The organism is Pseudoalteromonas sp. T1lg75 (assembly GCF_002964705.1).
Taxonomy (GTDB): Bacteria; Pseudomonadota; Gammaproteobacteria; order Enterobacterales; family Alteromonadaceae; genus Pseudoalteromonas.
Genome location: NZ_PQCD01000036.1, coordinates 23,157 through 37,264, shown reverse-complemented (window position 1 = coordinate 37,264; position 14,108 = coordinate 23,157). Strand labels below are relative to the sequence as shown.

General features: G+C 44.8%; 10 protein-coding genes and 1 pseudogene. 5 read left to right on the top strand and 6 right to left on the bottom strand.

Going from position 1 to position 14,108, the window contains the following annotated elements:
* Window positions 1–49: 49 nt before the first annotated feature.
* Window positions 50–1,057, bottom strand: a complete 1,008-nt coding sequence (gene yejK / locus C2M36_RS09760; protein ID WP_105254761.1) for a nucleoid-associated protein YejK — start codon at window positions 1,055–1,057, stop codon at window positions 50–52.
* Window positions 1,058–1,121: 64 nt separating this feature from the next.
* Between yejK and C2M36_RS09755 the strand changes: the two genes are divergently transcribed.
* The 5 genes and pseudogenes from C2M36_RS09755 (at window position 1,122) to C2M36_RS09735 (ending at window position 6,211) form a co-directional block, all read left to right on the top strand.
* Complete coding sequence (locus C2M36_RS09755) at window positions 1,122–1,334, top strand: DUF1414 domain-containing protein (protein ID WP_105190744.1); 213 nt, start codon at window positions 1,122–1,124, stop codon at window positions 1,332–1,334.
* A 3-nt stretch (window positions 1,335–1,337) separates the two neighbouring features.
* Entirely contained in the window at window positions 1,338–2,828 is a 1,491-nt protein-coding gene (locus tag C2M36_RS09750; protein ID WP_105254760.1) for a DUF3413 domain-containing protein, read from the top strand.
* Between the two features lie 167 nt (window positions 2,829–2,995).
* The gene (locus C2M36_RS09745) at window positions 2,996–3,451 is read left to right on the top strand and encodes a hypothetical protein (protein WP_105254759.1); all 456 of its coding nucleotides are present in this window, start codon (window positions 2,996–2,998) and stop codon (window positions 3,449–3,451) included.
* A 66-nt stretch (window positions 3,452–3,517) separates the two neighbouring features.
* Window positions 3,518–5,211: pseudogene (aceK, locus tag C2M36_RS09740) on the top strand (bifunctional isocitrate dehydrogenase kinase/phosphatase).
* Window positions 5,212–5,272: 61 nt separating this feature from the next.
* Entirely contained in the window at window positions 5,273–6,211 is a 939-nt protein-coding gene (locus C2M36_RS09735) for a LysR family transcriptional regulator (RefSeq protein WP_105190748.1), read from the top strand.
* A gap of 66 nt (window positions 6,212–6,277) precedes the next feature.
* Here the strand turns inward: C2M36_RS09735 and C2M36_RS09730 are convergent, their stop codons facing one another.
* From C2M36_RS09730 to C2M36_RS09705, 5 genes are all read right to left on the bottom strand, one after another.
* Window positions 6,278–7,804, bottom strand: a complete 1,527-nt coding sequence (locus tag C2M36_RS09730; protein ID WP_105254758.1) for an amidohydrolase family protein — start codon at window positions 7,802–7,804, stop codon at window positions 6,278–6,280.
* A 138-nt stretch (window positions 7,805–7,942) separates the two neighbouring features.
* Window positions 7,943–8,887, bottom strand: a complete 945-nt coding sequence (locus C2M36_RS09725) for a helix-turn-helix domain-containing protein (protein WP_158678918.1) — start codon at window positions 8,885–8,887, stop codon at window positions 7,943–7,945.
* An 862-nt stretch (window positions 8,888–9,749) separates the two neighbouring features.
* Window positions 9,750–10,250, bottom strand: a complete 501-nt coding sequence (locus tag C2M36_RS16810; RefSeq protein WP_158678917.1) for a hypothetical protein — start codon at window positions 10,248–10,250, stop codon at window positions 9,750–9,752.
* Window positions 10,207–10,608, bottom strand: coding sequence for a hypothetical protein (locus C2M36_RS09710; RefSeq protein WP_105254755.1), 402 nt, complete (start codon window positions 10,606–10,608; stop codon window positions 10,207–10,209). The genes C2M36_RS16810 and C2M36_RS09710 overlap by 44 nt, the downstream gene beginning before the upstream one ends.
* Before the next feature lie 806 nt (window positions 10,609–11,414).
* A complete protein-coding gene (locus tag C2M36_RS09705) occupies window positions 11,415–14,036 on the bottom strand; it encodes a hypothetical protein (protein WP_158678916.1) in 2,622 nt (873 codons plus the stop codon).
* Between the last annotated feature and the right edge of the window lie 72 nt (window positions 14,037–14,108).

The following is a 14,108-nucleotide window of genomic DNA, read 5'->3' as shown; positions in this document are numbered from 1 at the left end:
TTATATCCTTAACTCTGGAAGCTCTCAGAGTTAAGAGTAGGTTTACACCCTACTCCTTGTCCAACTGCTCAAGCTGGTCTTTCAAATTAGGCGGCACGCCCTTGATGGTCAAGGTATCATTAACCGGGTCGTAAATAACCCGCTCACCTAAGTGCTTACGCTCAAAGCCAACACTCACACCGCCACCCATGCCGGAGAGCTTCACCATGCCGGTCACGGTCTTTTTATCGACCGGGAATGACTCGGCCAGATCGTAGTTTTGCTGCTGATAAAAATCGCTAAAGCTGTTGTCGTCATCCTTGCTGACAGCCTTACCGATTTCCTCGATTTGTGCGTCTTCGCCGCTACTTAGACGGTCACTGCAATAATCAAAGACTTCGCGTCGACGCTCATCTTTTTCTGTCTTGTCCAAGCCTTGCTCGCTTAAATAGTCCTCAACGGCGTTGAGCATGGAACGGCTTTGCTGTTTCGGGTCGATACCCTCTTCGCAGCCCAGAAAGTCTAGGAAGAAGTCGGCAACCTTACGCCCGGCTCGGCCCTTAATAAAAGAGATATAACGGTTATCGTCCGCTTGCGTGTCCCAGGCCGCCAAATCGATACGCGCCGCCAGTTGCATGCGCGTGATATCCAGGTGACGAGAGGAGGCGAGATCAAGCTCAGAGGTGATGCTGTAGTGCTCTTTAATGTTGATCAGGGCGATTAAGATATAGTCGGTAGCAACATACTGATAATGACAAAACACCAAATAACCGGTTTCATTAAAGGCATATTTATCAAGTTCTTCTTTTAATACCGTTGCGGCCTGTTCGGTAACCTGCCAAAAGCCGAGCTCATGATTACGGTAGCTTTGCATGGCACTTGCAACGACACTGCTTTTGTCCGCACTGAAGGCACAAAAACCTTTGCCGGGCTTGCCGTTATAGGCGTGATGTAACTGTTCAATAAACACATTAACGCGCTCATTGATGGGCATTTCGTCATTGCGCAAGTGAATTTGGGTATTATCGCCGTCTTTATCGACGTAATGTACAACCAGCTTCTTAACCTCAGTGGTCATCTTTGTTTTTCACTCCTACGGTGTTAAAATACAAGGACATATATAAATCAGTAATGAACCACCGATGCCAGCGTTATCCAAATATACCAATGAAGAAGTAGAACAACTTGTCGACCAGCTTGTCGCTGTACTTGCCGAAAAAAAGGCACCGGTTGATTTAAGCCTGATGTGTCTGGGCAATACTATCACGCATATTATTAAAGAGCATGTGCCCGAGGCAAAAAGAGCTGCCGTGGCGCAAAACTTTGCCAATGCCCTTACGGATTCGTTGAAGTAACCAATGAATCTGACAACGCAAAATCAATTTTCCTCTCGAGTCAGTCAGTTACTGGCCTGGGGCCACTGGTTTACCCTGGCTAATATTGGCCTTGCGTTGTTGCTTAGCCTTGCCTATTTGTTCGCCGATGCGCCCCCCACCACGGCCGTAGGCACCTTCTATATGGTGGTGACCTGGCTCAGCCACACCGCCTTTATTACCTTTTTAGCCTTTGTGCTGACCATCTTCCCTCTGTCTTTGGTTTTCCCCTACCCCCGGCATATTCGCGGCATGGCCTCGGTGCTGGCAACGGTGGGAATGACGCTGCTGGCGGTGGATGCGTTTGTTTACTACAACCTGGGTTATCACCTTAACTACAGTGCACTGGGTGAGATTTTATCGCTGTTTTGGCGAAACGTGAGTAATACCCCGGCGCTATCTACCTTGTTGGTCAGTGCCTTTGTGCTGCTCATTTTAGCCTACCAGCTTATTATCAGTAATTATGCCTGGCACCATCTGGGCGATCTTAAACGCCTGCGCATTGGCCGCACCATCACTACCACGCTAGTCGTCTGCTTTGCCCTGAGTCACAGCATTCATATTTGGGCGGATGCCGAGCTGAAGTTTGATATTACCAAGCAAGACAATATGTTGCCTCTGTCTTACCCGACTACGGCGAAGTCCTTGCTGGCCAAAAATGATTTACTGGATCTGAAACGTTACGAGCAAGAGCGCTCGGTCAATGTTAATGCGCCCAATGTCAGCTTTGTGATGCCGGCGCAACTACCTAGTTGCACCTTGGCTCCCGATGCCGCCGCGGTCGATATTCGCCTGTTTAGCACCAAGGCCGAATTAAGCCGTTTTCTTGAGGCCAACCCGACACTCGACAAAGTCGCCCCTATTTTACATCCGACCGACAGCGACGATACTATTTTCAATGTCCTGTATGGTCTACCAAGCTATTACCGCCAAAGCATGAGCAAGGATCACATAGATCCCTTGTGGCGACGCCCGCCTTTGACGCTGCAAACGAATCTAGCGCAATTTGATTTTATCCATGACGATGTCGAGGCCTTGGTTAAGGTCACGCTTGATGAGCACACCCAAGTGCAAGACACGCATATCGTCTTTGCCTTTACCCTTGAGGGCGATAGCAAAGAGGGTGTGACGACGATTAATCAGTTATGGAGTACAGATGCACGCCTGCAGGGTTTAGGTCATATCGTACAACCTCAAGATATACTTGCCACCGTACTTTCCGAGCAGTGGCAGTGCCCTGAACTCGGGGCCAGCGCCCTAATTGCCAATAACATGCTCAGTAATGGCAGCAAGCCCAATATCAATTACTCGCAAGGGGTGTTTATTGCCCTGCGCAAAGACCGCATTACCTTGCTGAGCAGCGACGGCAGCTATAAGCATATTTCTGCCAGCGAAGGCTTTAGTGTCGACCAAGAGCTAAACGTGCCGTTTTTAATTCAGGGCCTTAAGCAACTGAAACGCTTTAACGCCCAATAAGCTAGGGTCTTTGACCCTAGCCAGCAAAAAAAGACCTCACTTTCCCTTTCATACCTTTGTCTTACTATCGTGACATTCAAATTTAGTTCATCTATATTGGACTAGGAATGAGAATAATAATTAAGCGAGGTGAAACAGTGACTAGCAGATTAGCACTCCGAGGAAGTGTGTTAGTACTTAGCGCGGCGCTGCCTATCATGGGCCATGCCAATACCGACTATTTTAAGTGTCAAACCGAAGCTGGCACGGTATTTAGCCAGTTCCCTTGCAATAAAAATGCAACGGAGCAAACAGTAACACACTCCACCCCCCGCCATCAGGGCCCCAAAGAAGACTATTCAAAGCAGCTGACCGAGCTTGAGAAAGAAAACAAGCGCAACAGCATCAATATGCAAATTCGCAGCACCAAGCACAAGGTGGTGATGTTAAAACGCGAACGCAGCGCAAAAACCCTGGCCGAAGAGCAACGCTTGGAACGACTCATGTCGGATGATGAGCGCAAGTCCCTGAAAAAAGAGGTGCGCGTCAACATTAAAGACATCGAGCGTCGTTATACTCAGCGTATAAAAGAAACCGAGCAAAAGCTGGCAAGGTTAGAAAAGTCCCTGGCAAAATTTCAATAACGCTTGCAATGACTTAGGACCATGGCTTAAGGTAACTTAGAGTTTATACTCTAGAAGGCTTTAATGGTGTATGCACAGGCAATAGCACAACAAATTCTTAACGGATTTTTTCATCACTACAAGTTGTTTCAATCGATCACGGCGCAGGCACCTCAGGCCTTTGCCACTCGCGATTGGGCGACCATGCGTCATATTGCCAGCCTACGCATTAGCTATTACGATACCCGCGTTAATGAAACCGTCGACACCCTGGCCTCGGTGGTTAACGACCCGGCGGATGATCCGCAACTGTGGATAGATACCAAGGAATGTTATCTGCAGTTTTTAGCCTTTCACCCACAGGCCGAGCTCGCGGAAACCTTTTATAACTCGGTGTTTTGTCGTTTATTTGAGCGCAAGTACTACAATAACGACTTTATCTTCGTCCAGGCGACCCTGGCCGATGCTCCGGCGCTGCCGGTGGAAGCGGAATATCGCAGCTACTTTCCCGTGGTTGAGGGCCTCAAGCCCACTATTCGCCAAATTATCACTCAATTTGAGTTTGGCTGCCCCTTTGCCAACCTCGAACGTGATATTCGTTTGTTATTAAAGGCCTTTATTAAACAAGCCCCTGAGACTCATGTTAAAAGCCATCAAATGCGCTTCGATATCCTGCAGGCGCCTTTTTATCGCGGCCAAGCCGCCTATATCGTCGGCCGTATTGTCTCATCAACGGGATCCCAGCCTTTTATAATTGCGGTGTTACATGATCAAGACCGTGGCCTGTACATAGATGCCCTGCTGACCCGCTCATCACAGATGCGGGTGATCTTTGGTTTTGCCCGGGCTTATTTTATGGTGCAAACCCATGCGCCTTCGGCCTTAGTGCACTTTCTCAATCAATTGATGCCCGGCAAAACCAAGGCCGAACTGTATAATGCCATCGGCTTTCACAAGCAGGGCAAAACCGAATTCTACCGCGAGCTGCTGGCCCATATGCAACACGCCCACGAGCGCTTTGAACTGGCCGCCGGTACCCCGGGCATGGTGATGATGGTGATAAACCTGCCATCCTCCCCTATGTTTTTAAAATCATTCGAGATCGCTTTGGCTCGAGTAAACCCTTCGGTAGAAAAACCGTGCTCGAGCGCTATCAGCTGGTTAAACGCCACGATCGGGTTGGCCGTATGGCCGACACCTGGGAATATTCCGACGTGGCCCTGCCCCTTAGCTGTTTTAGCGAAGAATTACTGCAACAGTTGGAAAACAGCATTGCCAATTCGATGCGCATCGAAGGGGATATGCTGATCATCAAACACCTGTATATTGAACGCCGCATGACACCACTCAACCTCTATTTACAAGAGGTGGACAAGGACAAAGCGGAGCATGCCATCATTGAATATGGCCAGGCGCTCAAAGAAATGATTGCCGCCAATATCTTTCCCGGCGACATGCTGTTGAAAAACTTTGGTGTGACCAAACATCAGCGTGTGGTGTTTTACGACTATGATGAGGTGCAATACCTCACCGACATGCAATTTCGCGAATTCGACCATGCTGACGAGCACAGTTTGTCGGTCGCCCCCAACGACGTGTTTCCAGCCCAGTTAACCACCTTTGTGCTGCCCAACCCAACACATAAAGACGTATTTATGCGCCATCATGGCGAGTTGACCGGCGCCGACTATTGGCAGCAGGCGCAACAAAAGATTGCCCGAGGCGAATATAAACAGGTCTATCCTTACCCCAACGAACAACGCTTTATACACCTTTGGTAGCCTATTCGGCCGCCCAAGATTAAGCTAGACTAACCATAAATAAAATAAATGGCATAGCGGAATGAATATAAACAAAATTGATTTAAATCTTCTCGTTTATCTCGATACCTTGTTGCGCGAGTGTAATGTGACCAAGGCTGCCAATCAGCTCAGCATTACTCAGCCAGCCATGAGTAACGGCCTCAAGCGCCTGCGCAACCTGCTGAATGATCCCCTACTGGTGCGCACCAGCGAGGGCATGGTGCCGACAGAGCGCGCTTTGGAGCTGCAACCAGTGATCCGTGGGGTGCTGATGACCTTGGAAGAAACCTTGGCCCCTAACCGCGACTTTGAACCCGCCAGCAGTAAGCGCGTATTTCGCATTATGGCCAGCGACTATGCCGCCAGTACCCTGGCCCCCCGTTTATTGAGTAAATTGCACGCCGAGGCGCCGGATACCACCTTGGACATACTGACGCCCAGTGATGTGAATTTCCACGACGTTGAAAACGGCAAGGTGGATATGGCCCTCAACCGCTTTGAGAAGCTGCCCCAATCCTTCCACCATAAACGCATTTGGAAGGACAGCTTCTGCTGCCTGGTCAAATCCGACAACCCCATTTTGGAGCGCTTTAATTTAGAGAGTTATTTGCAGGCCAGACATATCTGGGTGAGTAAAACCGGTTTTGGCGTCGGTGTGGGTATGGACCCTAAAGATGTGCAAAAACTCGGCTGGGTTGACGAGGCCCTGGCACACTTTGGTAAACATAGAGACATTGCCACTTTCACGCGTAATTACCACGTAGCCATTCACCTAGCCAAAGAACTAAACCTGGTGGCCACCTTGCCCTCTAAGGCGGCGAAAATATACCAGGACGATCCGGGACTCACCATTTTAGAGCCGCCCTTCCCCATACCGCCGTTCGAGCTCGACATGATTTGGTCGCCACTGCTACATAGGGATGTGAGCCATATCTGGTTGCGGCAGAAAGTGGCAGAAGTGGCGCAGGAGTTGGCGTAAATCTGATGCCAATGTAATAAGGCCCAGCAAAATAGCTGGGCCTTTTTACCCCAAAGGAAAGGGCAACTAGAGATACTTATCAATATTGATTTTGCGGCTGTTGGCGTTCGCCTGCTTAACCGCGTCTAACATGGCATCTAGCCGCTCTCGCCCAAACACACGACCGTTTAGAATAACCGTATCTATGCTGCGAGTGTGGCCAATATCTGTAAGTGGGTTTTGATTGAGTATTAGCAAGTCGGCACGCCGCCCAGGTTCAATAATGCCAGCATTACTCTTCATCAACTCCGCTGGGTTTCTTGTGGCGGTCGCCAGCGTTTGCGCCGGGTTCATGCCGCCTAAATTTAGCGATCTTAGTTCGTCATGCAGTGAGAAACCAGGTACCACCAGATTGCCCCCTGCGTCTGTGCCTGCGACTATCTTAACACAACGACGAACCATGGCTTTTAACAAAATATGATGCGCCTTCTCCCGCGCTTGCCAGAAAATATCACTCTTTTTGTAGGCCTCCTCCGACGCATCATTCACGGCTTCGAACTGATTATAGCCGGGTAACCAGCCTACTTTATACTCGCCGCCGTCTTTAGTACCTTCAACCAGGCCTGGGTTGGCGTATTCCATAGGAACTTGTGTTAATGCCGTTTCAAGATCACTGAACTGGTCGTGGATGCTTTCCATAAACCATAAAACGGAGTTTACGGTAATGTCGTTCGCCAATAGATCATCGATTATGGCATCGGCACGGCTTTCGACATGGGCATAGAAGGCCTCGCTGCCTTGCTTATTGATAGAACCAAATTCCCGAATCAATACCCTGACAATTTCCTCAAGATGGGCGACTTCCCGTTGTTGGCTTACAGCCAATTCCGAGAGCTCCAAGGTCAAAGGGAAATGGCCTGTGGTTGGCACGCCCAATTCAGCGGCCAGTTTATTAACGGCCCGGTAGGTCGGCATATCCAAGTGGTAGATTTTAATGGCGTCATAACCTTGCTCCACAAACTCTTTAACCATGCTTTTAGCATGCTCAACATCATGGGTATTTTTATGAAATGTAATAAACTCCCAAAAGGCGCCCTCAAGCAGACCCATAGAATCAATGGGTGGGGACGACACAAAGAGTCGAGGGCCAACGCGACCTTGCTCAATCTCTTCACGCAATTGCAAACGCTCGGCCGGGCCACCCAAGTCACGAATATGGGTGACACCATTAGCAACGTAAAGCAATAAATCATTTGGGCTCTTTAGAAGGTGGGCGTGCGAGTCCACCAAGCCGGGAATAAGGTATTTGCCCTGGCCAGGTATGACCATGGCACCGGCGGGAATTGAGCGCTCGGTGGTCACCGAAATAATCTCTCCCTTATCCACGACCACAGTGCGATTTGGCAGCATGGTTTGGCCGTCAGGCGAGAGCACGCTGACATCCGTAATTACGGTTAACTGCCTAGGGGATGCAAAGGCGCTATGATCGACCACCTGGGTATGGGCACCATAAATAAAATTAACGCCATTTTTAAACCAAACGAGATAAGCGACTGCGACAAGGGCGGCGCCAATAAAGAGGCCTAAAAGCCATTTTAAAAGTGTTTTAAACATGGGGTATTTCCATCTGTTGTTGATGGAACAATTTCAGCATCCAGGCGAGTTACTGGCGTCCAGCCTTATAATATCAGACGTCCAATATGTTGTTTTAAAACCTTTTTAGGCGCTATATCCGCCCTGGCTGACATACCACTACTGGCATCGATACTGACTTGGCGTCTGCCCCCTAAACTTTTTGAAAATGGCATTAAAACTGCTCTTTGACGAAAACCCCGCGTCCATCGCCAAATCAATTAGTTTGCGTTCGCTTTTTCGGTCGAGTTGCTCGCACACCTCGGCCACCCGGTATTCGTTAATAAATTGATTAAAATTTTTACCGCCGGCTTGGTTTAAGGTCTCTGACAATTGATGCGCACTCACACCAATTTGCTCTGCAAGTGTGGCCAAGGTCAATTCGCTGTTCCGATATAGGGCCTGGGTTTTTACTTCATCTTGAACCAATTGCAGTATGCTTGAACGCGTCTCTGGATCCAATACACCATCGGCAGAGGCTTTCGCACCAGAGCCCTTTGGCCGCTCCAGTTGTGTTGTCAGTTGCCGAATATGAAAGAGACTTGGGTTGCGCCATTGGACCACCGCGACAAAATAAACCATTAAAACCAAGAGACAATCGGCAAGCAGATTGACGATAGGTGCCGAGTTAATAAAGTAAAACAACAGCTTTAAACTCCATATTCCAGCCATAAAGGCCACCAGGCTCCAAATCCACTTAAAAATATCTGGGCTATAAGAGGACAGTGTTTGTTTGGCCTTGGCTTGGTAACGACTTACCATGGTGATCAAAAGCGCTAAATAGACACCCACTTGCCCGTAAAAAATAATTTTTGTCAGAGTATGCTTAAAAAGCGTAGTGTCGGGTACGGTAACAAAACTCAACGCCTTGTCGCCAGAAAACAGGATGTCGTAATTGAGCAGGTAGCATATTGCCAGAGGTAAAATATGGAGAATATCACTGGCCTTAAGCGGCGCACCGGTAATGGCTGTTCGGCAATACAAATAGGTCAGGGCCCCATAACAAGCGGGTAGAAAAACCAACCAACCTATCAGCCAGGTAAACTGGCTTTCTCCGGCATCCACGATTAACGGCAGAGTAAAAGTTGTAGCTATAAGCAAGCACTGGATAGCCAATAACCTACTAGCGTAGTTAACCCGTTTATCAGTCACTAATAAGGTGAACAACAAAAAGCCCTGAAACCCGCCAATGGCCAGTATTACAGTCTGAGTTTGTGACATTGTTATTTTTATTTTATGCCAGGATAGATAGTGGAATAAGTCTATCTATTAAACGAACTTATGTCGATTTGTATCGGTTTTATAAGTGTTGGGGGGAGTTCAGTGAGTGCGCAGCGAGTGAACGAACAGCCCATAGGGCCAAAGCTTGCGACCGGGAGGGATAAGCTTGCCTACATCCTGTAGGCAACCCTGCGGGCGCCTACGCGGCTTAAAACGCTCCCGGCGTTTTGTCGAACCAGGGTTCTCATCAAGGCCACCCAGCTCAGCTGGTGCTGTTAAAACAGAAAAGCCCAGCTAACTAGCTGGGCTTTTCTGTTTTAATGCATGGCGGAGAGGGAGGGATTCGAACCCTCGATACGCTATTAACGTATACACGAGTTCCAGTCGTGCGCCTTCGGCCACTCAGCCACCTTTAAAATGAACATATAAAGGCATGCGCTACAAGTAAAGCTAAGCTTTGTGTTATGAGTAAAGTATAGCAACATACTCATGATTTTACTCATTTTTTACAGATAAATAGTTTCAATACCCCATAAAAGAAAGATTAACTGAAACAAAAATAGAGATGCCGAACAGGTACAATTAGAATAATTGTGCTTGTGCAGGTATCCAACAAGCGAAGCGCGTTAGTTGTAAGTAGTGAATAGCGAAATACTAGCAAACCAGAGCATCAATATTGCTAATATGGTGGTTTACTCTAGATGAATTATTTTAGCGCCCGATTTTTAGCGATAACCTTTTGCTTTGCTGATCGAATTTTATATATACCTCTTATCGCAGTGCAAACAAATGAAAGCAATATGACAGAGAGCCATGACCATTTACTAATCCATGGCCAGTCTGGTGAACCTGTAAGCCATATGAAAATCGAAGAAAAAAGCCCAAAAGTTAATAAGAAAAAAAGCCGTGGAAAGCCAGAGAAAATATCAGTTAAGTAACAGTGTTTACCTACACGTATCCAACCCAGACTTAGTGATAAAGCTGCCACTAAAAACCATGATCCGTATACAGAGGCGCGGTCAAAGAATATACATAACCAAGAACATAAAGTTAATGTTACAAAGAATCTAGTAAATGAAAAATATTTTTCATTATCTTTCTGGGTAAAATAAAAGGCTATTAAAATGAGTGTACCTAAAAGCCACTCTGGATTTTCTTCATTTTTAGACCAATCTAAAAGTAAAAAAAATACAATTAAAGCTAACAATATATAACCCAAAATACCATTTTTTTTCCTCTTTAGCTTCCTCTTTCTTTTCTTCTATACAAGGAGTATCTTCTATATAGGGCGCAGCTTCTATATAGGGCGTAGCTTCTATATAGGGCGTAGCTTTATTATTCTGAAGTATAGAGTCGATCACTTGGGCTTCATCTTTAAGAGATTCAACTCTTAATTCGATATATTTTGATTCTGCCAGAGACTTGTTGCCATTAGACTTCGCTAATGCTTTTGCCCAAACTCCTCTTCGAATTTCTCCGCGCTCTAATTCATCCAAGACCAACTCATAAAGTCTTTCGTCAACTAGCCGTGACTTGGCACTATTGAGCCTTAAGCGTTTGAACATTCAAATCCCTGCAAAAATATAATTAAATTAATAAGATAACTGGTATTTGTTATTATTGTTAATGTAACTTATTTATGTGCCATATGGAATCAAATATCTGCACTTATTTGTACTTAATAAAACCATTAATAAAATTTCTTGTATGTACTTTATCGATCGGGTTTTGACTTCTGTTTGAGAGTCAACTAGGGGGGCTAGTTAAGCCCTTAACTTGGTTAAAATATGTATATCTGTGCTAATAAATGAGAGCTTATTTCTACATGACAGTCTGTGTGCGTTGATGTACTTGAAGAGATAAAGCATGTTTAGTAGTTAATGCTTGGTTTGCAAGGGAACTAGAGGGCATATTACTTACCTTTTAAGCTGTACCTCTAATAATCCCGGTAGCTCCCATAACAGCCAACAGCTCTTGCTGACAATTTAACCTACTATGATGTGGTTTTATTTCCTCTTTTCGTTAGACTGTACTGGTTGGACTTAAGAAGAACTAGGGAATCTCCCTAGATTCCATAACACCTTCAATTTAAATTTCCCAGAGAAACAACTGCCCTAAAGCTCCTCCTGAGGACTGATATAAAAACTAGGGGGTAAGTACCTCAGCATAAAATAAAGGCGGTCATCTCGTTCCTGTGCTGTTGGAGCCGGCACGTAGTGAGCGAAGCGTAACGAAGTGACGTACTCCATAAAGCTAAAGGATAAGAGATGATGACACTCCGTCAGGAGTGGCAAGCAAACACCTAAACTACCTCCTCAAAATGGTTTCATTTTTTCATAATATATAAATATAAACTTGTGAAATGAAACTATTATTTAAGCACAAATTGCTGTGACTTCCCGTCACTATTCTTAAAAGTAAATTCATGCTCTACCAGTTTTTCTTTAAAGTACTCACTGCCAACGATACGAGTCATTGTACTCTTGTTAATATCAAGCTCTTTCTGAATGCTAGAACGAAGGTAGGTCTCATGATCCTTAGACTTATGAACTAGTAAGTCTATTACTCTGTCTGCATTTCTATTCCTCTTAGTTTTTTTCTTAGGTGCTGCTATACCGTTTGGCACCCAGTCAACTAGTGATGCTTTAGGAAATTGAGATTCAACTAGGTCTAAAACTTTTCTCGCTTTATCGCTGTTTTCATAAAACAAGTAAAAGCTAGTCTCTTTACAGTCTGAATCTGCTGTTGCAATCACCCTAGCCTGTGAACGCATCAGACCTTGTATAATGTCATCAGCCAGCTGTGATATTTCGAATTTCTCTAATAGCTCATCGTCTAGGTGTCTACTAGTTAACAATACCGATTCCAATGATGAGTTGATCATAGAAATATAATCTATTGGGTTCTGAGTTGGCCAGCCTATAAGTATTACCTTGTTACAGTGTGCCCAGTTATTCCTGCCAACATGATTACCCCAATGAGTAAACTCGACCCTCTTATCATTAACTTGCTTTTTTAGTTCGCTAGTAAAGCTTTTATGACAAATAATAAGTACTTTATCACCCTCAGCTAGCTCATTGATTACATACGAAGCATAAGATTCGGCTATATTTTTGATTTCTTCTGTGGTCTTCCTGTCGTAAATAGCAGCCCTAGATTGTTTAAAGCCAATAGCCTTATGGATGGTTAAATTTTTGTATTGGCGTATTTGTGGAGCTGTGGCAAGACCAACATGTCCTAAGAATCGGTTAGCTAGTTTATAGTACTCATTGACCTGTGCTGTTGCATCTAGCACAACACTAAGCCCTAGCTTATTTGTTAAATTTTCAGTAGCAAGCAGTGCAGTTTCATAGTTGCTCTTGTAAATCAGAAAGTGATTCTTCGAAAAGTAGTTTAACCTATCTAAAAGCTCATTTAGTGAATTGAGTGTATTTTGCCTATAGTTAGGGTTCTTATTCGCACCTAGCGCCTCTAAGGAAGCTAGAAGCTCATCAACTCTGAATTCGAGCATTACCCTTAGTAAGTGGGTAGCTAGCTCAAGTGCTTGAGCATTAGACCCATCTTTATTCCCTTGCTCCACCAAACTGACCAACTTTTCCTTTTCTTCATCGGTTAGGCTGTCAAAGTCATCGAGGTCTTCGGTACCATCCTGACTAGAATTTTCTTCTCTATGGCGAAGCACTAAAGACTTTTCACAATAAAAGGGATCAATCTCTGATAATAAGCCATGTATTAGCTTATGTACTTCCATAAAAGCTATACCGATTACTTTACGCTTTCTGCTTTGAGTCTCAACCCCACTAGCTCTTAGAATATCTAAAACTGCATTTTTATCCTTTAATCCCACTAATTTTGAGGTGGTATGTTTAGGGTTAACACCATCTGAATAAGTGACATTTTCACCAAGCTTAGATAGCTGCTGCTCAACATTATTTCTCAGGCGAGATCTAACGACGATACTATTATCATTGGTGATAATCTTGTCATCTTTAAACTGTAAAAAGCCTTTAAATTTCTTTAAAACTTCGAGTACTTGGGTAGTGTTAGTTATCTGGCTTAGCTCTTTAGACTGTTCGATAGCCTCTTCAACGTTCGTTATTAAGTTATCTAGTTGACTATAGTTAAGCCGATACTGGTCATAAAAGGATAGCTTCTCATCAATAGAAACAAAATCTCTCGGCTTATCATTATAAGTGCCAAAGTAATCTGTATCGTCAAACCTATTGACCCTTCTAAACATATTGTGAGTGATCACAATACATCGATGTTCTCTTAGCTTGGTTGCCTCTATTCGCATTGGATCATCTTTGTTTTTATCAGTTAATGAGTAGTAGCACCTAGCATAACTCTCATCACCCGAAAGTTGATTAATATAATTGCAATAATTAATCGCTTCTTCGACTTTAGCTACAACTATTATTGAAGAATGTTTGGTGAGCATCGAGACATAAACTTGTACAGATACTGACTTACCAACCCCAGTCTGTGCTGGAAAAACGAGGTTCCTTACTGACTTCGGCAATTTTTGGTTAGGTTGTATTGAGAAATTAAACAACCGGCACATCTGCTCGAGCAGATCGGGCATATCATTGGAGATAAGAACTTTATTAGCTTGAAGCTGCACCTGTACCGTCTTAACGAATAGTTTTGGGTTTACTGGCGTATCAGGCATTGAAGATGGGTCTAGTATTACTTGGTTATGTAAGTGGTATAGTTCTGTAGGGTTATCTTCTTTATTAAAGCCTGTAAAGTTATTTGTGATACGTCCTAACGCATTAAATAGCTCCTTTGCGAATTCCACAGAGTAGCTTTCTGTAACGTATTCAGGTTCTATTCTTTCGTAATGGTCAAACTCATAAGCGTCGTAGGAAACAGAATCTTGATGTTTCAGCCTGAGATACTGATGCTCATCTTCAAAATCGTCAAAGTCATTATCTAGTTTGATTTTTTTCACTAACTCACCATTTTCATGGTTCATATTTTCGTAACGCAAACCTATCCCCCTATGCTAAACCATAAGGAAGTATGCTAACTAAAATAGTTTCACTTTGTCATTAAAATATTC